Genomic DNA, 20,110 nt, shown 5'->3' with positions numbered 1-20,110 from the left:
GTGGGGCCCCGCAGACGGACGCAGGGAGAAGGAGGCCAACGCCATGGAAGGTCTTGCCTGGCTGGATCGGTATTTTGCGGAGGTCACGTCCCGGCTGGAACGCGTCCGGACCACCCAGAGAGAGGCCTTGCAGAAGGCCGCCCGCGCCATCGCCGACTGCGTGGCCGCCGGTGGTCTCGTCCACGTGCACGGCTGCGGCCACACCCAGATCCTCGTGGAGGAGGTCTGGTACCGGGCCGGGCAGCCGGCCTACGTGAGCCCCCTGTTCGATCAGGCCCTGTGGCCCCACAACGGGCCGGCACGGGCCAGCGCCCTCGAGAAGCTGCCGGGTTACGGGACGCTGCTGGCGGACGCCCACGATCTGCGGCCGGGTGAGGTCGGCATCGTGCTGTCCAACTCGGGCCGCAACCCGACCCCCATCGAGGTCGCCCTGCGCATGCGGGACAAGGGACTGACCGTCGTGGCCATCACCTCCATGGACTACACGACCCAGGTCGCATCGAAGCACCCGTCGGGCAAGCGCCTCTTTGAAATCGCCGACATCGTCATCGACAATGCCGGGCCCCTGGGTGACGCGGCGGTGTCCTTGCCCAACGGTCGCCGGGCGGCACCGGTGACCACCATCACCAACGCGGCCACCCTGGGCGCCCTGTTCCTCGAAGCCAACGCGGAGCTGCTGCGCCGGGGTATCGAGCCCCCTGTCTTCGTCAGCGCGAACCTGGACCAGGGCCCGGACGTCAACGAGACCTACGTGTCCCGGTATGCGGGGCGCGTGCACTACTACCGGACGTGAGGAGGTGGCCGGGTGACGACCCGCACTTCGCACACCGAGAAGGAGATTGACGCTCAGACCCGCACGCTGCGGGAGACGCTGGGACGGCTGTCGTCGACCCCGTGGCCGGCCTGGGTGCACGATCCGGACCGTACACCGGTGTTCGTCGGGTGCGGCACTTCCCACCACCTGGCCCAGTACGGGGCGGCGGTGACCCAGGCTCTCACCCACCGGCCGGCCGTTGCCCTGACGGGTTCGGAGGCCTGGCTCTTCATCGACGACTTCCTCCGGGCGTGGAAGCAGCCCTTCCTGGTGGCCCTGTCCCGTTCGGGAGCCAGCACCGAGGTGGTGCGAGCGGCCGGCGAGGCGCGGCGGCGGGGAATCCCCGTGCTGGGTATCACCACCACGCCGGGCAGTGAGCTGGCGCGGCTCGCCGACACCTGTTTCGTGCTGGACCACGTCCAGGAGCAAAGCGTCGTGATGACGCAGTCCTTTTCGAACATGTTGCTGGCCTTGCAGTGGCTGGGCGCTCGGATCGCCCAGGAACAGGGCGATCCGGCCGGGGCGTCCTTCCTGGACCGGCTGCCGGAACTGGCCGCAGCGGTCGCCGCGCTCCACGGGAGGCTGGCCGAGGAAGCCCGGCGGGTCGTCGGGGAAGAGGGGCATGACCAGTATGTGTTCCTGGGGTCGGGGGCTTTCTACGGGGTCGCCCGGGAAGGGATGCTCAAGATGAAGGAAATGACCCAGCTGCCCGCCGACGCCTACGTCACCCTGGAGTTCCGGCACGGGCCCAAGTCCATCGTGAACGAGCGCACCTGCGTGGTGCTTCTGTCCTCCCGGAGCACGGCTCCGCACGATCGGGACCTGGCGGCGGAGGTCGCCCAACTGGGCGGCAAAGCCGTGGTGCTGGCCGAAGAGGGGACGGTGGCTCCGGCCGCGGGCGTCGACACGCTGGAACTCCCGCGTGGATTCCCCGAGTTCCAGTACGCGTCCCTGCACACCCCGTTCCTGCAGTGGCTGGCCCTCTGGGAGACCCTGCGGCTGGGCCGCGACCCCGACCGGCCGCGCCACCTGAGCCACGTGGTCCGGCTCGACCGCGGCGAGTAGGAAATGCCGGGACGGGCCTCCCCGCCGGACGGGGGGCGGGGCGAGCAAAACTTCTTCGAACCGGGTGAGAGCGCGTGACCCGCTGGATCTTGCGCAATGCGCGGGCCGTGACGCCGGAGGGTATCCGGGATCCTGCGCGCATCGTGGTGGAAGACGGCCGGATCGTGGCCATCGACAACGTGACCCGGGTCGGCCAGAGCGACCGGGACCAGGTCGTGGATTGTGGCGGCGGCTGGGTGGTCCCCGGCTTTGTCGACCTGCACGTGCACGGCGGAGGCGGGGGCGATTTCATGGTGCCCGACCCCGCCTCGCACCGGCGTGCCGCCCGGTTTCACGCTCGCCACGGCACCACCGGGCTCGTGGCCACCACCGTGACGGCGTCGCCTGGGGATACGCTGGCCGCCATCACGGCTTTGCGGGCGTCCGCGGAGGCGCCGAACCCGGGCGGTGCCCGCCTGCTGGGCATCCACCTCGAAGGGCCCTATCTCAACCCGGCGCGCCGCGGGGCCCAGAACCCGCGCTGGATGCGGGATCCCGATCCCGTGGAGCTGGAGACCTGGCTGCATGCGGCCGGCCCATACCTGAAGCTGCTGACCCTGGCCCCCGAGCGTGGGCGAGCGGCGGAGTGCATCCGCCGGGCAACCCAGGCCGGCGTGGTCGTGGCGGCCGGCCATTCGGATGCCACCTACGAGCAGGTGACGTCGGCGGTGGAGGCCGGCCTGAGTCACGTGATCCACACCTTCAACGGCATGCGGGGGCTCCACCATCGCGAGCCCGGCGTGGCCGGCGCCGCCCTGGACCTGGAAGCGTTGACGTGCGAGCTGATCGCCGACGGCCTGCACGTCCATCCGGCGGCCCTCCGCCTGGTCTACCGGGTCAAGGGGCCCGGGGGCACGGTGCTGGTCACGGACGCCATCGCCGCCGCCGGGCTGCCTGACGGCAGCTACGACCTTGGCGGCCTCCGCATCCGGGTCGCCGGCGGTCGCGCCGAACTGGCCGACGGCAGTTCCCTGGCGGGCAGCACGCTGACCATGGACCGGGCGGTCCGGAATGCCGTTCGCTGCATGGGTGTGTCCATCGTGGAGGCGGTCACCATGGCCAGCACCACGCCGGCCCGCCTGATCGGCTGGGGGCACCGCAAGGGCCGGCTTGCCCCGGGTTACGACGCGGACCTGGTGCTGCTCGACGCCTCGCTCCGTGTGCGGGCTACGATGGTGGAGGGCCGGTTCGTCCACGGGCCGGGGGCTGGGGGAGGGGACGACGTGCCTTGAGCGTGGCGGATCGGCGCGAGGAGATCCTGCAACTTCTCTACCGGCACCAGCGGATGCGGGTGGCGGAGTTGAGCGAGATGCTGGGGGTAAGTGAAGTCACCGTCCGCCGTCACCTCGCGCAGCTCGCGGATGAGGGGAAGGTTCGCAGGTACCACGGTTGGGCGTCCCTGGCACCCGAGGCCGCGGCCGAGCGTCCCTTCCGCGAGCGGGCCGAGCAGGCGCCGGAGGAGAAGGAGCGCATCGCCCAGCACGCGGCCAGCATGGTGCCCGATGGCGCCACCGTCATGTTGAGCGGCGGGACCACAACGGCCAGGATCGTCCGCCACCTGCGGGACCGTACGGGACTCACCATCATCACGTCGGCGTTGAACATCGCCGCCGAGGTCGTGGAATGGGAGTCCTGCCGGCTGATCATCTGCGGCGGTCTGGTGCGGCAGGGCTCGTATCAGATGATCGGCCCTGCGGCGGTGGCGACCATCCAGCAGTTGACGGCCGACTTTGCCTTCATCGGGGTCGACGGCATCACGACCCGGCATGGCCTCACGACCTCCGACATCTTCGAGGCGCAGGTCGACGCGGCGATGATCCGGGCGTCCCGCCATGCCGTGGTCGTGGCAGACAGCCGCAAGCTGGGGCGCACCGGCGTGGCGGTGATCGGACCGGTGAGCGACATCGGGACGTTGATTACCGATGACCATGCGCCCCTGCACGTTTGCCGCGATTTGGAGGAACACGGCATCGAAGTGATTCGGGTCTGAGCCCAATCGTCAGCTGAATTGATCCCGGAAGGTGGCGGATCGTATGTCTTTGGCAGATGCTCGCGAGCTCTTGCCGCGGGCCGCGGCGGAGGGCTACGCCGTGCCTGCCTTGAACTTCCACAGTCTCGACATGGTGCCTGCACTCGTGGAAGTGGCTGAGGCCGAGCGGTCGCCCCTGATCCTCCAGGCCTCGCCGGGGACGATCGCCTTCCTCGGCCTTGACGCCATTGAGGCGATCGTGGGCGCCGCGGCGCGCCGGTGCCGGGTGCCCGTGGTCCTGCACCTCGACCACGCACGCGATTACAAGCTCGTGATGGGGGCCTTGCGTCACGGGTTCACTTCCGTGATGGCGGACGGTTCTTCGCTTCCCTTCGAGGACAACGTGTCCCTCACGGCCAAGGTGGTTGAGGCCGCCCATGCCGCCGGGGTCGCCGTCGAAGGGGAGCTGGGATATGTGCCGCGAGCGGGGGATCCAGCGGTCGGAGGTGGGGCCGGCGCGCCCGAGGGGTACGAGTTTACGCTGCCCGAGCAGGCGGAGGAGTTCGTTGCCCGCACCGGTGTGGACAGTCTGGCGGTGGCGGTCGGGACCGTGCACGGGCTCTACCGGCAGGCACCGCGACTCGATCTCGAACGGTTGGCGGCCATTCGCGCTCGGGTGCCGATACCTCTGGTCCTACACGGGGGTTCGGGTGTGCCCGCCGAGATGTTGCGAGCCGCCATCGCGCGGGGGGTGGCCAAGGTCAACTTCGCGACCGAGCTCAAGCACGCATGGACCGGCGCACTGCGGACCGCGCTGGCTGGCGATCGTGAGACCGACCCCCGCCGACTGCTGGCACCGGCGCTGAAGGCCTTGCAGGAAGAGGCAGCGCGAAAGATCCGCTTGTGCGGGTCCAGGGGGCGGGCGTGAATGAGGCGGGAATGAGGCGTGCACGGAATGCATCGGACGTGACACGTACCGTTGGGAGGCGGGTTTGGACCGTGCCGGTGAACCGATGCGCCGGGGGCGGGCGGCGAGTGCTTGCGGTGTGCCTGAACCCCGCACTCGACATCACCTACGAGATCGATGCCTTGCATCGGAGCAGCACGCATCGCGTCCGGCGGGTGCACATGCGGGCCGGCGGCAAAGGGGTCAATGTGGCCTGGGTCTTGCAGGCGTTGGGCGTGTCCGCGGCGGTGGCCGGATTCGCCGGGGGAGCAACGGGCCGGCGCCTCGACGAAGAGCTTGGGCAGGCGGGGTTGGAAACCCGCTGGGTCTGGGTGGAAGGAGAGACCCGGCGCTGCCTCGCGGTCTTCGAGCAGGGGGTCGCCCAGGCGACCGAGTTCAACGAGCCCGGGCCCACGATCGCCACGGCGGCCTGGGAGGAATTCGTGAGCTCGTTTGCGGAGTGGGTCCGGCGCGACGAGTTCGCGGCCGTCGTCTTCTCGGGCAGCCTTCCGCCGGGTTTGCCTGCCGATGCCTACGCGCGGCTGATTCGCCTGGCCCGCTCGGCTGGTGTGTACACCGTCCTGGACACCAGCGGTGAAGCCTTGCGGCAAGGGCTTGCCGCGGGCCCCCACTTGGTCAAACCCAACCTGCGGGAACTTGAAGAGCTCCTCGAGCGGATGGAACACGATGTCGTGGCCACCCGTGGCGTCGCTGTCGAGAAGGGACGCGCGGCTCCCGACAGCGATTGGCAGCCGCCGGTGCCGCCGACTCCGGCCAAGCGTCCGTCCAGGGATACCGAGACGACAACCGGCGGGGCCCATGTTCCGCCGCCGGGACCTTGCGACCGCATGCCGTCAGACCCTCGCGACCGCAGCGGTGCCCAGCCTCCACCCGGCGGGGAACACACGCGGGGAGACGCCGATCGGGTCGGCGCACAACCCCCGTGGCTTCGCCATGTGAGGAGAGCGGCCGAGGTCCTCCGACGCAGAGGACCGAAGGCGGTGGTGGTCTCCCTGGGGGCCGACGGCGTCGTGGCCGTGACGCCGGCCGGGACGTGGAGGGCGCAGGCACCGGCGGTGCGTGGCAATCCCGTCGGGGCCGGGGATGCGCTGGTTGCGGGGCTGGTGTACGGCATCTTGCGTGGATCGGCGTGGCCGGAACGCCTTGCCCACGGCGTGGCCGTCGCGGCCGCCGCCGTGGCATCGCCGGTGGCCGGCCGGTTTGAGCCGGAGACCTATGCCTCCCTCCGCCCGCAGGTTCGGGTTGTGCCCCTCTCGTCGGAAGAGTAGCTCTCCGCAAGACGACGCCCCTTTCGACCAGGCAACGTGCAAAGGGCCACCGGTGGGGGCCGGGACGGCATGCTGGTTCGTCGCGACAAGGGCCGTCCCCGTGCACGCGGATGGGAGGCGAGCTTCGATGGAGTACAAGGGGGGTGGTTGACCCTGGACATCGTCCTGCGTGACCTGTTGCAGCAAGAGGGGCTTGCCGGGGTGACCGTGCTCGCCGGCGCGGCAGGACTGGACCGGCCTGTCCGGGGTGTCGAGATCATCGAGTCCGATGACGTATCGCTCCGGGACCGACCCCTCGCGGCCGGCATCCTCTACTACCTCCCGGCGTACTGGGTCGCCTCGACCTCGCCGCTCCTCGACGTCCTCGTTCGCCGCCTGGCCGCAGTCGGCGCCGGGGGGCTGCTGCTGCACCGCGCTCGTCCGGATCGGATGCGGGTGCGCAGCGCCGGGCCGCCCGCTGGGACGGCGCGCGCTACGGGTAGAGGGAACCCGAAATCCGCCGATCATATCGCTGGGCTGCACGGCGCCGCCCGCCCTGCGCCATCGCCCGACGGCCCGGATCCGGACGAACCGGCGCCGCCGGGGTCGGTGCAGGCGGACGGGGAGCCCCGACTGCCCCGGTCCTTCCTGCTCCTCGCCGAGCGCTCGCGGTTGCCCGTCCTCGACCTCGGTCCCGTCAGCGTCACCACGGTGGTGGAGAGGCTGGCCGTCGCGCGGCAGGATGCCCTGTTGGCCGCGTATCGTCGCTGGGACGCCGCCGTGCAGAGGATCCTCGAGGCCTGGCGTGAGGGACAGGCGGTCGAGGCCGTGGTGGCTTTGCTCGGCGAAGCCCTGGACGGCCGGTGCGATCTGGTCCCCCTGCCCGGCTACCCCCAGGTCGATCCCGGCACGGTGCCACCCTGGATGGATCACGAAGCAGGTCGGCCGGTGATCCATCACGATGGCGACCGGACCCAGGTGGCAATGGTCATCCGGGTCCGACGCCGCATGGAATCGGCGTACCTGATCCAGGGGGTCTACCCTGCCCGCCCGTGGCAGGACTTCGTCGTCGGGCGTGTCTTCGCCACCGCTGCCCCGATCATCCAAGGACTCCTCGAACGGCGCCTCGTCGTGTGGGAGACCCGGTTGCGATCGAAACTGGATCTCGTTCAGGAGCTGGTGGTCAGCACCTCGACGGTCCGGCCGGAGGTCTTCGCTCGTGCCCGCGAGGTGGGGGCGGGCTGGGACCTGTCCAGCCGTTACCTGAAACATCGTCATCTGTTTCAGGCAGCCGATCCTTGCGGATCGGCGGTGCCGGTCCCGGCCATGCGCCGGTGCCGGCTTCCCGCTTCCTCCGGGATCGCCTGCCTTGCGGCAGGTCTTCCATCCCGTCCACGGGCGTTTAGCGTCTCCGGGCCACTCCCGGCGACGGCGGCCGCCAGAGCCGCGAGATTCCGCGCCGCGTTTTCGTCCCGGTCGAGCACGAAGCCGCATTCCTCGCAGCGGAAGATGCGCTCCGAAAGCGGCAGCGACAGCTTGACCGCACCGCACCGTGAGCAACGCTTGCTGCTGGGATAGAACAGCGGCGCTTCGACCAGGACCGCCCCGTGCCAGGGACACTTGTAGCTGAGCTGGCGGCGGATCGCCGCCAGGGCCGCATCGGCCAGCACCCGGGCCAGCCGCCGGTTCTTCAGCATGCCCGCCACGTGCAGCTGTTCGACGACCACCACGCCGTAGGTGCTCGCCAGGTGGTGGGTCAGCTTGTGAAGGGCATCCTGGCGGAGGTTCCGGGCCCGCGCATGGAGCCGGGCCAGCCGGCGGCGGGCCTTGTGCCACCCCCGGCTGCCCCTCTGGCGCCGGGCCAGGGCGCGGCTGGACCGGGCGATCTTTCGGAGCACTTTTTCAAGGGACCGGGGGTTCGGCCACTTCTCGCCCGTCGAAAGGACCGCCAGGTGCTTCACCCCCGCATCCACGCCCACCACCCGCCCGGGGAACCGGGGGCGGCCCGGCGGCCGCTCCACCTCGCAGGTGAAGCTGACGAACCACCGGCCCCCCTCCTGGGCGACCGTGGCGGACAGGATGCGGGCCGTCCCCGCTTCGATGCGCCGGAGCAGGGCCAGGGTAGGCTCATGGGTCTTCACCCGCCCGATCCGGGGCAGGACGACGTGGCTTTTGTCGTCCACCCGGATCGCGCCGGTGGTGAACCGCACCGATTCCCGCCCTCGGCCCTTCTTCCGAAAGCGGGGGAACCCCACCCGGCGGCCCTTGCGTTCACCCTGGCGGCTCTTCGACCAGTTCTGCAGGGCCCGGGCGAGCCCGTCCAGCCCGGAGGAGTAGGCCTCCTTCGAGTTCGCCCGCCACCAGGGGGCGACGCGGTGCTTTTGCCGGTTCCACTCCCGCCGCAGGGCGGGAAGGGGCCAGGGCACCTCCACATCCTCACCCCGGGCGCGGGCTTCCAGGCGTTCCTTCACCAGCGCCAAGCCCCAGTTGAAGGCGAAGCGGCGGGCGCCCACGTGGGAGGCCAGCGCCCGTTCCTGGCGGGGTGTGGGATCGAGGGCGAAACGGTACGCCTGCAACACACGCACGGGCAGGCCCCCCAAAATCATCCAAGGACAGCATAACAGAACATATGTTCCGTGTCAAAGAGTGCGGTCCAAAGAGTGCGGTCGAGGAACAGACGGGAGGCGATGCGAAGATTTGATCACGTTGGGCGAGAAAACGATAAGAAGCGCGGTAGCTGTTCTCAACCCCCATACGGTGGTACTGTTGCGCGTCCCCGACTATGGGAGCGTGGTCCAGGCGAAGGGGTGGACGGACCACGAAGCCCTTCAAGTGGAGAGCCAGATCCTGGACCTGCTGGAACGGCATGCGCACGGGCGGGGTTGGTGGGCCTTCGGTGTGATCCCCGAACCCGGCACCTTCCTCCTCGTGTTGCGGCGCCGAGATCGTGCGCCGTGGCGGATCGAGGAGGTCCGCCAGCTGGTGGCCGATGCCGTCCGGCCGTTGCAACAGTCCGGCTATGCGTTCGCCGTGTCGGGCGGTGTCGGTTTGCGGCGGGGTGAATTCCCAGATCCCGTTCGTCGTGGCCGCCCGCGCCCGAATCCCGGTGGTGGACGGCGACGGGATGGGCCGGGCCTTCCCGGAGCTGCAGATGGAGACCTTCCACGTCTACGGCTTGTCGGGGACGCCGGCGGTGGTCGCGGACGAGCGTGGGGCCGTCGTGACCCTCGAGACCCCGGACAACTTCCAGCTCGAGTGGCTGGCGCGGGGCGTCACCATCCGCATGGGCGGCCATTCCCACCTGGTCGACTACCCGATGCGCGGGGCGGAGTTCAAGCGTACGGCCGTGCGCGGGACCGTGTCGATGGCCATGGCGATCGGCAAGGCCGTCCTCACGGCGGGGAGCCGCGGTGTGAACCCCATCGAGGCCATCTGCGAGGCCACCCAGGACACCCTCTACGGGCGGGCGATCCCCCTGTTCGAGGGCAAGGTGGTCGACGTCGAACGGCGCACCCGGGAAGGTTTCGCCGTCGGGCAGGCCGTAATCCATGGATCGGGCCGCTACCGCGGCAGCGAACTGGTGATCCGCTTCCAAAACGAGAACCTGGTGGCAGTGCAGGACGGCGAGGTGATCGCCAGCGTCCCCGACTTGATCTCGGTGCTGGACCACGAGACCGGTTTGGCCATCACGACGGAGCGTATCCGCTACGGTCAGCGGGTCACCGTCCTCGGATTGCCGACGCCGGAGATCATGCGAACGCCGGAGGCCTTGCAAGTATGGGGCCCGGAGGCCTTTGGGTATGACATCGAGTTCGTGCCGCTGGAATGCCGCTTCCGCGAATATTATCGACGTCATGGTCTTCCCGGCGACAAGCGGAAATACCTTACGGCGTAAGGCGATCGGCGGCCGGTCTCCCCGGCGAGGAAGGCGTTCCCAACGGGTGCCGGGGTCGTGAAGTGTGGCCAAGACGGCGCGACCGCGTCCATTTCGGCGCATCAGAGGGGACGAGCGCCAGACAGGACGAGGAGGATCACCCATGTCCGCACCCGCCCCTCCAAACCAGCCTTCCCGACGTCGCGCGACGGCCGGGGTCTTCCTTGGGGCCGCGTTCCTCATGGCGACCTCCGCCATCGGTCCCGGGTTCCTCACCCAGACCGCGGTCTTCACCGAGCAGTTCAGGGCCAACTTCGCCTTCGCGATCCTCGCGTCGGTGATCCTCGACATCGGCGCCCAGCTCAACGTGTGGCGCATCATCACGGTGTCCGGATTGCGCGGGCAGGACCTGGCGAACAAGGTGCTGCCCGGACTGGGCTACTTCGTCGCGCTCATCGTGGCCCTGGGCGGGCTGGCGTTCAACGTGGGCAACGTCGGCGGCGCGGCACTGGGGCTCAACGTCCTCTTCGGCATCGACGTGCGGTGGGGTGCCATCGCCTCGGCGCTGGTCGCCTTCTACATCTTCTTATCCAAGGAGATGGGCCGGGCGATGGACAACTTCACCAAGGTGCTCGGGGTCGTCATGTTGGTCCTGACCCTCTATGTCGCCGTGGTCACCAAGCCGCCCTTGGGCGAAGCGCTCCTGCGGGCGGTCGCGCCCACCCACGTTCCGTTCCTCCCCATCCTCACGCTCTTGGGGGGACGGTAGGCGGGTACATCACCTTCGCCGGAGCGCACCGGCTCCTGGACGCGGGCATCCGCGGTCCTGAGCACCTGCCGGAGGTCACGCGGAGTTCCGTCACGGGGATCTTGACGGCCTCCCTCATGCGGGTGCTCCTCTTCCTGGCCGTGCTCGGCGTCGTGGCGGCGGGGGCGAAGCTCGATCCCCAGAACCCGCCGGCCTCTGCGTTCCAGATCGGCGCCGGCATCCTGGGGTACAAGATCTTTGGCGTGGTCCTCTGGGCGGCGGCCATCACCTCCGTGGTCGGGGCGTCGTACACGTCGGTCTCGTTCCTGCGGACGCTGCACCCGTCCATCGAACGGCACCACGCGAGGTGGATCATCGGCTTCATCACGGCCTCCACGCTGCTCTTCGTCACCGTGGAGAGGCCGGTGGCGCTGCTCATCCTGGCCGGATCCCTCAACGGCCTGATCCTCCCCATCACCCTGGGCACCGTGCTCCTGGCGTGCCGCCGCCGGGACATCGTGGGAGCCTACCGGCATCCGGCCTGGATGACTGCCTTCGGGGTCCTCGTGGTGGTATTGGCCACCTATGCGGGCGTGCAGTCGCTGCAGGGCATGGCCGCCCTGTGGCGGCGGTGAGACCCAAGCCGGTGCGGGTGGGATGGTCGCCGTTCCGTTGGCGGCGGGCGGGGGACGGCCACCATCCCCCCATGGTCGAACCGCCAAACGGATGCAAGCCGATGGGGGAACGTCCATGGACCAGCCAAGCGGGTTCCTGCCACCGCGATTCGACCCGGACCACCCCGTGCCGCCTGACCAGGCGGGCCGTTCCGAAACCTCGGCACGCCCGCCCGGGCATGTCGCAGGCGGGGCCGGGCCTGCGGCTCGACAGGCCCGACGCCGTCCCGTCCATCCCCAGGGCGTCGAGGGATTCGACCGCCCCGTCCGCTTCCTGCCCGCGGGGGATCGGGCGCTCGTGGTCGAATTCGGCAACGAGATCTCGCCCGCCATCCACGCCCGTGTGCGAGCGTTGACGCAAGCCTTGCAGGTTCGTCCGATCCCGGGGGTCATGGAGGTGGTTCCGACCTACCGCTCGGTCCTGGTGTACTTCGATCCGATGCAGGTGGCGCCCGCGGCGCTGGAGCAGGGGCTGCTGGATCTCGTCCGCAACCGGGAGGCGTTGCAGCTCCCAGCGCCCACCGTGACCGTGATCCCCGTCTGCTACGGGGGCGAATTCGGCCCCGACCTTCCCTTCGTCTGCGAGCACACGGGGCTCTCCGCGGACGAGGTGATCCGCATCCACACCGGCCGGGACTACCTGATCTACATGTTGGGCTTCACGCCGGGCTTCCCCTATTTGGGCGGGATGGACGAGCGGATCGCCGCGCCGCGCCTGGAATCGCCGCGCACGAAGATCCCTGCGGGGTCCGTGGGCATCGCCGGCAAGCAGACCGGGGTCTACCCCGTCGAGAGCCCAGGCGGCTGGCGGATCATCGGGCGGACGCCGATCAAGCTCTACGACCCCTACCGGGAGCCGCCGGCGCTCCTCGAGCCGGGCAACTACGTCCGCTTCAGGGCCGTGACGCGGGCCGAGTACGAAGCCATCGCGGAGCAGGTGGCGGCGGGCACCTATCGCGTGGAGGTCGTGCCCAAGGCTGCCGAACATTGAGTCCCGACCCACCGGCGGCGGGAAAGGGTGGAGGCTGGGCGACGGTCAGGGCGGTTGGGCGGCGGCAGGGTCGAGAGATCGCCCACGGGTGGAGGTGGGATCGCGGATGGCGGAGGTCTTCGAGGTCGTCGCACCGGGACTGCTCACCACGGTGCAGGACCGGGGCCGGCACGGCTACCAGGCCTTCGGCGTGCCTGTGGCGGGGGCGGTGGACGAGTACGCCCTCCGCGTCGCCAACCTCCTGGTCGGCAACGACGAGAACGCGGCGGGCCTCGAGATCACCCTGCTCGGCCCGACCCTCCGGGTGCTGGCCCCGACGGTCATCGCCGTCACGGGCGCCGACCTGGGGGCGACGCGGAACGGCCAGCCGCTCCCGCTCTGGCAGGCGGTGGCGGTGGAACCGGGCGACGAGATCCGCTTCCGCGGCGTGAAGCAGGGGTGCCGTGCCTACCTGGCCGTGGCGGGCGGCATCGACGTGCCGCCGGTCATGGGGAGCCGCTCGACCTATCTGCGGGGCGGGATCGGCGGGATCGGCGGTCGAGCCCTCAAGGCCGGGGATGTCCTCGAGGCGGGGGGCCTCTTCCGTGCGGACGAACCGGCGACGACCCGCCGGCCACGGGCGGCCGTCTGCGGCAGGCGGGGGGACGCCGGTGGTTCGGATGCGTCGCCGGGGGAGGTCGCCCGCCAGATCGCCGGCCGGCGCGTCCCGGCCGAGTTCGTCCCCCGTTATGGAAGCCCCATCACCCTGCGGGTGGTGCTCGGGCCGCAAGACGACCACTTCACGCCGGCCGGGGTCGCGACGTTCTTGAGCGCCGAGTACGTGGTCACGGTGGAGGCGGACCGCATGGGCTGTCGCCTCGACGGGCCGACGATCGAACATGCCGGGCCGGGGGACATCATCTCCGACGGGATTCCGCTCGGCGCGGTGCAGGTGCCGGGACACGGGCGGCCCATCGTGATGCTGGCCGACCGCCAGACGACGGGTGGCTACCCGAAGATCGCCACGGTGATCAGCGTCGACATCCCGCGCATCGCCCAGGCCAAGCCGGGGGACAGGGTGCGGTTCGCGGCGGTGAGCCGCGACGAGGCTGTCCGGCTCTACCGGGAGCGGGAGGAGGGGCTGCGGCGCCTGGCGCAGCGCCTCGCGTGAGGTGGCCGCGTTCTTGAGTGGCCGTGTCAGCGCCGGTTGCGCCTTCAGCGGCCCTTGCTTCTGATTCGTTCGTCTGCGACTTCGCCAGGGCACGTTTTCCGGGGCCACGGCTTACCGAGGGGGAGGGACGGACATGGTGCCGCGGGTCGACCTCAATGCGGACCTTGGCGAGAGCTTCGGCGTCTACCGGCTGGGGTTGGATGCCGAGGTCTTGCGCCACGTCACCTCGGCCAACATCGCCTGCGGGTTTCACGCCGGCGACCCCATGGTGATGGCCCGGACCGTCGCGATGGCGGCGGAGAACGGTGTGGGCATCGGGGCGCATCCGGGGTATCCCGACCTGCAGGGGTTCGGACGCCGCAACATGGAGCTCGCGCCGGAGGAGGTGAAGAACCTCGTCATCTACCAGGTCGGGGCGCTCACCGCCTTCGCCCGCGCCGCGGGTCGCCCGCTGCAACACGTCAAGGCCCATGGTGCGCTGTACAACATGGCGGCGAGGGACCTCCGGCTCGCCCGGGCCATCGCCGAGGGTGTCAAGGCCGCGGCACCGGACGCCATCTTGCTCGCCCTGGCCGGTTCGGCCATGGTCAGGGCGGCCGAGGAGGTCGGGTTGAAGGTGGCCCAGGAGGTCTTCGCCGACCGTGCCTACAATGCCGATGGCACGCTGGTTCCCCGTTCGCGACCGGATGCGATGATCCACGATCCGGAGATCGCCATCCCCCGCGCCGTGCGGATGGTGACCGAGGGCAAGGTCACGGCGATCACGGGGGAGGAGGTCCCCATCCGGGCGGACAGCATTTGCGTACACGGAGACAACCCCGAGGCGATCGCCTTCGTCGCCCGGATTCGGCGGGCGCTCGAAGAGGCGGGCGTGGAGGTCGTGCCGCTGGCGCAGGTGGTCGGCGGGTGAAGGCGGATCCGGCGGGCCAGGACACATGTTCATCACGGATCGCAAGGACGAGGAGCTGGCCGTGCTCTAGGGGTCGACGGCGACCGCAGCCTTGAGCCGAGCACAGGAGGCCCCACCCGGCTCGGGTGGGGCCTCCCATGCGCTGCATCGACCGACCGCGTATCCGCTCCGCAGGCGACGTGCTGCTCGCGGCTCCCCCTCGCGCCTCAGCGCGATCTGCCTCACCGCTTCAGGTACTCGTCGAGCCGCCGCAGAAACTCGCGCATGAAGCCCGGAAGATCCGGCCAGGCGTGGGCGGAAACCAGGTTCCCGTCGACGTGGAGCGGCTCGGTCACATAGGTGGCGCCCAGCGACTCGACGTCCGGCCGGCAGGCCGTGTAGGCCGTGAGCTGCCGCCCCTTGAGGTGGTCCCGCACCCGCGAGAAGATCAGCGCCGCGTGGCAGATGGCGCCCACGGGCTTGTTGGCCTCGAAGAAGTGGCCGACGATGCGCGGGATGTGCTCGTTGAGCCGGATGTACTCCGGCGCCCGGCCGCCAGGCAGGATCAAGCCGTCGTACTCCTCCGGCTTGACGTCGGCGAAGGCCAGGTCCGCCTCGAGCTTGTAGCCCTGCTTCTCGGTGAAGGTCTCCCAACCCGGCTCGAAGTCGTGGACGACGGTCCGGAGCGTCTTCTTGGTGGGGGCTGCCACCTGGACCTCGTGGCCGGCTTCCTTCAACCGGTACAGCGGATAATACACTTCGAGGGCTTCGACGGCATCGCCGGTGAGGATCAACACCTTGGCCATGATGGATCCCCCTTTCTCGATCGTCTCCGACCGCGCCGCCCCGGTCGCGTCGCGGCGGGGCCGGACGCCGCACCCAGGCCGCGACGCCGGGGCCCAGCCCCCACTCTAGCGAGTCAGGGCACCCTTGTCCAGGACGTCCTCGGCCCCGGGCCTCCTCGGCTGGCGCCCGGCGGCCCGGTCGGAGACGGCCAGGAGGGAACGCCAGGGGTGAACGATCGGGCAAGTAACTTAACTTGAAAGAGGAAGGGTGAAGGGGCCGGGAAAGGGCCACCGGAGGGCGGGACGCAGGGCGTCGAGGCGGCACGCGCTGGCTCCGGTCGCCGCCCGGGCCCGGGGTTCCGGCCGGCGGATCCGACCTGCGGAACAAAATCCGGCGCTCCGCCCTGTGGAACGAAATCCGGCCCGCCATGCGCCGGCCCGCCATGCGCTGAAGAGGGGGACCGAGATTCCATGGAGGATACTATGGAGGCGAAGGACGGGCAGCGCGCCGACCGCCAACTCAGGACCGCGCATGCGACCGACATTCCGGAAGCGAGAGACGACACCGCGGAGACAGTGGACGCTGAGCGCAGCGGGCGTCGCTGGGAGACCGCCACCCTCGGCGGAGGCTGCTTCTGGTGCCTTGAGCCGGTCTTCGCGGAGCTCGAGGGCGTCGTCCGGGTCGAACCCGGCTACGCCGGCGGCCACGTGCCGAACCCCACGTACGAGCAGGTCTGCACGGGTACGACGGGCCATGCCGAGGTCGTCCAGATCGCCTTCGATCCGCAGGTGATCAGCTACCGCGATCTGCTCGAGGTCTTCTTCGCCATCCACGACCCGACCACGCCCAACCGCCAGGGGCATGACGTCGGGCCCCAGTACCGGTCCATCATCCTGTACCACTCGCCGGAGCAGAAGGCGGTGGCGGAGGCGACGATCCGCGAACTCGAGGCCAGCGGTCGCTGGAAGGATCCCATCGTCACGGAGGTCGTGCCGTTCACGGCGTTCTACCCGGCCGAGGAGTATCACCGCCGGTTCTATTGGAAGAACCCGGATTACCCGTACTGCCGGGTGGTCATCGACCCCAAGGTGCGCAAGTTCCGCCAGCGGTTCGCCGGACGGTTGAAGCCGGTGACCTCGTGATCCCACCACGTCCGCGACGGGCTGAGCGGCGGCGGCACGATGGAATGTATGACGCGGTTCTTCCGAGCGAGCCGGTTCGTCGGACGCGGTCCGGGCATCAGCCGGGGGGCGACCGGCCGCCGGACGCCAGGGGGCCCCTGTCAAGATGCCGTGGGAGGCGCCTGGGCGAACCGCTCGGGTCGCAACGCCTCCAGCCAGTGGGCCGGGATGACGGCCTCCCCGCCCCCGGGGAGCGCGGAACGGCCGGAGGCCTTGCCGGCGCAGAGCACCGCGACGATCCGGGCCGTCAGGGGCGCCAGCAGGATCCCGTTGCGGTAGTGACCCGCCGCGACCAGGGCGTTGACGAACCCCGGCGCCCGGCCGATGATCGGCCGCTTGTCCGGCGTCCCCGGCCGCAGCCCCGCCCGGGCCTCCAGCCACCGGGCCCCGGCCAGCTCCGGCAGGAGGCGTTGCGCCGCCGTCGCAAGCCGGCCGACGGCCCCCAGGGTGATGCCCGTGTCATAGCCCGCTTCCGGTTCCTCCGTGGCGCCGATCAACAGACGCCCGTCGCGTCGGGGCACGAGGTACACGCTCCCACCGAACACCGGCACCTGCCCGCGGACGAACGCAGCCACAGACGCCGGCGGCTCCACCGCCAGGATCTGCCCCTTGACCGGCACCACCGGCAGGGAAAAGCCGGCCTGGGCAGCCAGGGTGGCGTTGTAGACCCCACCCGCCAGGACGAACCAGCTGGCGCGGATCTCGCCGGCCGTGGTCAGGGCGGCCACCAGGCGGCGGCCGCCCGGGGCCGGTTCGTCCCGCCAGCCGTGGACACGGGTGCCGGGGAGCAGGGTCACGCCCGAGGCGGCCAAGGCGGCTGCGAGGGCGCGGACGGTCGCCACCGGGTCCACGTGGCCCCCTTCGGGGAAGAACAGGGCGCCGCAGGCCCCGGGGAAGACGGCCAGGTGGGCCGGGAGGTCCTCGCGGGCAAGCCACACCGGATCGCGAAAGCCCCCATCCGACGGTTCGACGCCGCAGCCGGCGTCCGAGAGCTCGACGCCGCTTCCCGCCCGATGCGGTGCGGGGTCGGCGGGGGTCAGCCCCGTCTGCCCGCCGCGGCGGATCGCGGGACCTGAAGCCCCCGTCCCCGGAGCCCCTGCACCGGGTCCCGGGGTTCCGGCTCCCTGCGAGGAGGGGGCCGGTCGGTCCGGCGGTGGAACCGCCCGTTCCGAGGCCCGGGCCGCCAGTTCGTCCGCCTCCCCGGGGTCCGTGGCCAGGACGGCGATCCCGCGTCCCACGTAGCCGGTCGTCAGGCCGGAGACGCGCTCCACCGCCTCGGCGAAAGACGGCCACAGCCGGTGGCTGTGCAGACCGAGTTCCCGCAGCAGCGGGTCGGCGTGGGCCTCGTGCCCGGGCGCCAGCATCCCTGCAGCGACGGTCGAGGCGCCGCTGCCAGGGCGATCGGCCTCGACGACGACCACCCGCGCGCCGTGCCTGGCCAGCTCGAAGGCCGCGGCCAGGCCGACGACCCCGGCGCCGGCGATCGCCACGTCATACGGGCCAGACCCGCCGTGGTCGGTGATGGGCGATGGAGTGGGCGATGCAGTCCCGCTGGGCATGGGCGATCGCTCCTCGGCGCCTTACCCGCTCCCACCCGGGGCGGCGATGCCTTGCAGCTGCGGCACTCCTCGCACCGGGCTCGAGGCGCTGGCTTCCCGCTGCGGCGGCATGCGGCCGGCCAGGAAGGCCTGCCGCCCGGCGATGACGCCCCACCGGAAGGCCTCGGCCATGAGCGGCGGGTTCTTCGCCCGGGCGATGGCCGTGTTGACCAGCACGGCACTGGCCCCCATCTCCATGGCGATGGCCGCATCCGACGGGACGCCCAGCCCGGCGTCGACGATCACCGGCACCGAGACCCGCTCGATCACGCGCTGGATGCCGACCCAGTCCTGCATCCCCTGCCCCGTCCCGATGGGCGCCGCCAGGGGCATCACCGCGGCGGCCCCGGCGTCCTCCAGCCGCAGACAGGTCACCAGATCGGCGGTGCAGTACGGCAGGACGACGAATCCATCCCGCACCAGCCGGCGCGTCGCCTCCAGCGTGCCTTGCAGGTCGGGCAGCAGCGTGCGGGGATCGCCGATGACCTCGAGCTTGATCCAGTTGGTGCCCAGTGCCTCCCGCGCCAGGTGGGCGATGCCGATGGCCTGCTCCGCCGTCGTCGCCCCGGCGGTGTTGGGCAGCAGGTGGTAGCGGCTGCGGTCGATGTGGGCGAGGATGTCGCCGCCGGCCGGGTCGTCCGGGTCGATCAGCCGCATGGCGACGGTGACCATCTCCGTGCCCGAGCGCTCCAGGGCGGCGACCATGGTGGCGGGATCGGAATACTTTCCGGTGCCCAGGAAGAGCCGGGACCGGAAGGTGCGCCCGGCGATGACCAGGGGATCGGTCTCGGACGAACCGGCCGGTGGCGATCCATCTGAGGGCACGGGCGCTTCCGGGGCTGCGGGATCCGGGCCCAGGCTCGTCGGCTGGCGGTGCAGCGGTCCATCCGAGGGTACGGGCCCTTCCGGCGCTGCGGGCGAGTCGGGGGCCGGGGCGCCGCCGGCCATGGCCTTGACGACCTGCACCCGGTGGGTCTCCCGCAAGACGAACTCGGCCCACTGGCGCCTCGGGACGACCCGGCCGTCGACGGCCACCGCGACGGGGGCATCGGCGGAGTAGCCCATCTGGGCCAGCAGGTCGACCAACGTGGGGCCGTTGCCCGCAGGACGACCGGACACGGCCACCGGCTTCCCGTTGACCAGCACCGTCACCGTCGGCACATCGGAGACGGCCATCATCCTCGTCCTCCTTCCCGGAGTCGCAGCGGGGTCTCCTGGTCCGGGGTCGCAATGCACCGAGGTCTGGGGAATGGGTGGCGCGGCCGGTGGGCCGAGGCTTCCATACGCTCCCGCAGCCGCGCCGCGGCCGCCGCCGGGTCGGGGTCGCCCTGGATGGCGGAGATCACGGCGATGCCCGCGACCCCGGTGGCGAGCACCGCCTCGACGTTGTCCGGCGTGATGCCGCCGATGGCCAACACGGGGACGGGGACGGCATCCACCACGCGCGCCAGTTCATCCAGACCCGCCGGCCGCTGGCCGGGGTGGGAACGGGTGGGGTACACCGAGCCGAAGGTGACGTAATCGGCTCCCTGCTGCACCGCCTCCTGGGCTTCCGCCAGCGAATGCACGGAGGCGCCGAGCAGCATGGGGACGGGCAGGATGCGCCGGGCGGCATCCACCGGCAGGCTCTTCCGGGCCAGGTGGACCCCGTCACACCCGGCTGCCACCGCCACATCCACGCGATCGTTGACGAGCAGGCCGGCGCCCGCGGCCCGGCAAACCGGCGCCAGCCTCCGGGCCAGGTGGAACAAGTCCAGAGCGGCGGCCGTCTTGTCGCGCAACTGGACCCATTGCACCCCACCCGCCACCGCCGCCTGGACGACGGCGACGAGGTCGGGCGCGGCCTTGCGATCCGTTACCAGATGCAGAACGCCCCCGGCCACTGGGATTCTCCTCTCCCATCCGACAGCCCGGAAAGCAAAGCCCGACCCCATCGTGCCGGGGGCCGGGCGGTGACCTACTCCGTCAGCCGCAAGCGTCGGCTCCACAATCGAACTGCGAATTGATGCGCGGCTTCGCTTTGCATTGTACCACTCTGGCTGGTATGGGAATCACCCTCACTGGGGTTTACGTCCTAGGTATCGGGGTGTCCGTCCCCTAAACCGGGCCAAGTCCATC

General features: G+C 70.7%; 18 protein-coding genes and 1 pseudogene. 13 read left to right on the top strand and 6 right to left on the bottom strand.

From position 1 onward, the window contains the following. Positions 1-43: 43 nt before the first annotated feature. The 6 genes from Q5761_RS09590 to Q5761_RS09565 all read left to right on the top strand — a co-directional run bounded on the left by Q5761_RS09590 (position 44) and on the right by Q5761_RS09565 (position 6,122). Positions 44-793 carry an SIS domain-containing protein gene (locus Q5761_RS09590; protein WP_318750428.1) on the top strand — a complete coding sequence of 250 codons (750 nt, stop codon included), beginning with the start codon at positions 44-46 and terminating at the stop codon, positions 791-793. Positions 794-805: 12 nt separating this feature from the next. Then, positions 806-1,879 (top strand): SIS domain-containing protein, encoded by a 1,074-nt coding sequence (locus tag Q5761_RS09585; protein WP_318750427.1) that lies wholly within the window; start codon positions 806-808, stop codon positions 1,877-1,879. A gap of 74 nt (positions 1,880-1,953) precedes the next feature. Next, on the top strand, positions 1,954-3,150 hold the full coding sequence (gene nagA / locus Q5761_RS09580) for an N-acetylglucosamine-6-phosphate deacetylase (RefSeq protein WP_318750426.1): 1,197 nt from the start codon (positions 1,954-1,956) through the stop codon (positions 3,148-3,150). 2 nt (positions 3,151-3,152) lie between these two features. After that, positions 3,153-3,908: a DeoR/GlpR family DNA-binding transcription regulator gene (locus Q5761_RS09575; RefSeq protein ID WP_318751646.1), complete on the top strand. Its 756-nt coding sequence runs from the start codon at positions 3,153-3,155 to the stop codon at positions 3,906-3,908. A 43-nt stretch (positions 3,909-3,951) separates the two neighbouring features. Further along, the gene (locus Q5761_RS09570) at positions 3,952-4,815 is read left to right on the top strand and encodes a class II fructose-bisphosphate aldolase (RefSeq protein WP_318750425.1); all 864 of its coding nucleotides are present in this window, start codon (positions 3,952-3,954) and stop codon (positions 4,813-4,815) included. Between the two features lie 107 nt (positions 4,816-4,922). After that, positions 4,923-6,122, top strand: coding sequence for a 1-phosphofructokinase family hexose kinase (locus tag Q5761_RS09565; RefSeq protein WP_318750424.1), 1,200 nt, complete (start codon positions 4,923-4,925; stop codon positions 6,120-6,122). Positions 6,123-7,384: 1,262 nt separating this feature from the next. On the opposite strand, the gene tnpB is transcribed toward Q5761_RS09565, so the two are convergent. Next, positions 7,385-8,686: an IS607 family element RNA-guided endonuclease TnpB gene (gene tnpB, locus Q5761_RS09560; protein ID WP_318750423.1), complete on the bottom strand. Its 1,302-nt coding sequence runs from the start codon at positions 8,684-8,686 to the stop codon at positions 7,385-7,387. Between the two features lie 473 nt (positions 8,687-9,159). On the opposite strand from tnpB, the gene Q5761_RS09555 reads away from it, so the two are divergent. From Q5761_RS09555 to Q5761_RS09535, 6 genes are all read left to right on the top strand, one after another. Next, positions 9,160-9,996 carry a DUF917 domain-containing protein gene (locus Q5761_RS09555; RefSeq protein WP_318750422.1) on the top strand — a complete coding sequence of 279 codons (837 nt, stop codon included), beginning with the start codon at positions 9,160-9,162 and terminating at the stop codon, positions 9,994-9,996. A 142-nt stretch (positions 9,997-10,138) separates the two neighbouring features. Further along, entirely contained in the window at positions 10,139-10,744 is a 606-nt protein-coding gene (locus Q5761_RS12450) for an NRAMP family divalent metal transporter (protein WP_413084503.1), read from the top strand. A 101-nt stretch (positions 10,745-10,845) separates the two neighbouring features. Next, positions 10,846-11,358 carry a hypothetical protein gene (locus Q5761_RS12445; RefSeq protein ID WP_413084502.1) on the top strand — a complete coding sequence of 171 codons (513 nt, stop codon included), beginning with the start codon at positions 10,846-10,848 and terminating at the stop codon, positions 11,356-11,358. Between the two features lie 313 nt (positions 11,359-11,671). After that, positions 11,672-12,388 (top strand): 5-oxoprolinase subunit PxpB, encoded by a 717-nt coding sequence (gene pxpB / locus Q5761_RS09545; protein ID WP_318751645.1) that lies wholly within the window; start codon positions 11,672-11,674, stop codon positions 12,386-12,388. 106 nt (positions 12,389-12,494) lie between these two features. Further along, positions 12,495-13,538 (top strand): biotin-dependent carboxyltransferase family protein, encoded by a 1,044-nt coding sequence (locus Q5761_RS09540; RefSeq protein ID WP_318750421.1) that lies wholly within the window; start codon positions 12,495-12,497, stop codon positions 13,536-13,538. Between the two features lie 136 nt (positions 13,539-13,674). Further along, complete coding sequence (locus tag Q5761_RS09535; protein ID WP_318751644.1) at positions 13,675-14,448, top strand: 5-oxoprolinase subunit PxpA; 774 nt, start codon at positions 13,675-13,677, stop codon at positions 14,446-14,448. A 221-nt stretch (positions 14,449-14,669) separates the two neighbouring features. Here the strand turns inward: Q5761_RS09535 and Q5761_RS09530 are convergent, their stop codons facing one another. Continuing rightward, positions 14,670-15,233, bottom strand: a complete 564-nt coding sequence (locus Q5761_RS09530) for a DJ-1/PfpI family protein (protein ID WP_006903186.1) — start codon at positions 15,231-15,233, stop codon at positions 14,670-14,672. A 555-nt stretch (positions 15,234-15,788) separates the two neighbouring features. Between Q5761_RS09530 and msrA the strand changes: the two genes are divergently transcribed. After that, positions 15,789-16,355 carry a peptide-methionine (S)-S-oxide reductase MsrA gene (gene msrA, locus Q5761_RS09525; RefSeq protein WP_318750420.1) on the top strand — a complete coding sequence of 189 codons (567 nt, stop codon included), beginning with the start codon at positions 15,789-15,791 and terminating at the stop codon, positions 16,353-16,355. A 140-nt stretch (positions 16,356-16,495) separates the two neighbouring features. Here the strand turns inward: msrA and Q5761_RS09520 are convergent, their stop codons facing one another. From Q5761_RS09520 to thiE, 4 genes and pseudogenes are all read right to left on the bottom strand, one after another. Beyond that, entirely contained in the window at positions 16,496-17,953 is a 1,458-nt protein-coding gene (locus Q5761_RS09520; RefSeq protein ID WP_318750419.1) for an NAD(P)/FAD-dependent oxidoreductase, read from the bottom strand. A 21-nt stretch (positions 17,954-17,974) separates the two neighbouring features. Beyond that, positions 17,975-18,817 carry a thiazole synthase gene (locus Q5761_RS09515; RefSeq protein WP_413084600.1) on the bottom strand — a complete coding sequence of 281 codons (843 nt, stop codon included), beginning with the start codon at positions 18,815-18,817 and terminating at the stop codon, positions 17,975-17,977. Positions 18,818-18,940: 123 nt separating this feature from the next. Beyond that, positions 18,941-19,168: pseudogene (gene thiS, locus Q5761_RS09510) on the bottom strand (sulfur carrier protein ThiS); the annotation flags it as partial. Continuing rightward, positions 19,168-19,875, bottom strand: coding sequence for a thiamine phosphate synthase (gene thiE / locus Q5761_RS09505; RefSeq protein WP_318750418.1), 708 nt, complete (start codon positions 19,873-19,875; stop codon positions 19,168-19,170). The gene thiE and the pseudogene thiS, both read right to left, overlap by 1 nt. Positions 19,876-20,110 lie beyond the last annotated feature (235 nt).

This window comes from Thermaerobacter composti, from assembly GCF_033582035.1.
Lineage (GTDB): Bacteria > Bacillota > Sulfobacillia > Thermaerobacterales > Thermaerobacteraceae > Thermaerobacter > Thermaerobacter composti.
This window is presented reverse-complemented; position numbering and strand designations above follow the sequence as displayed.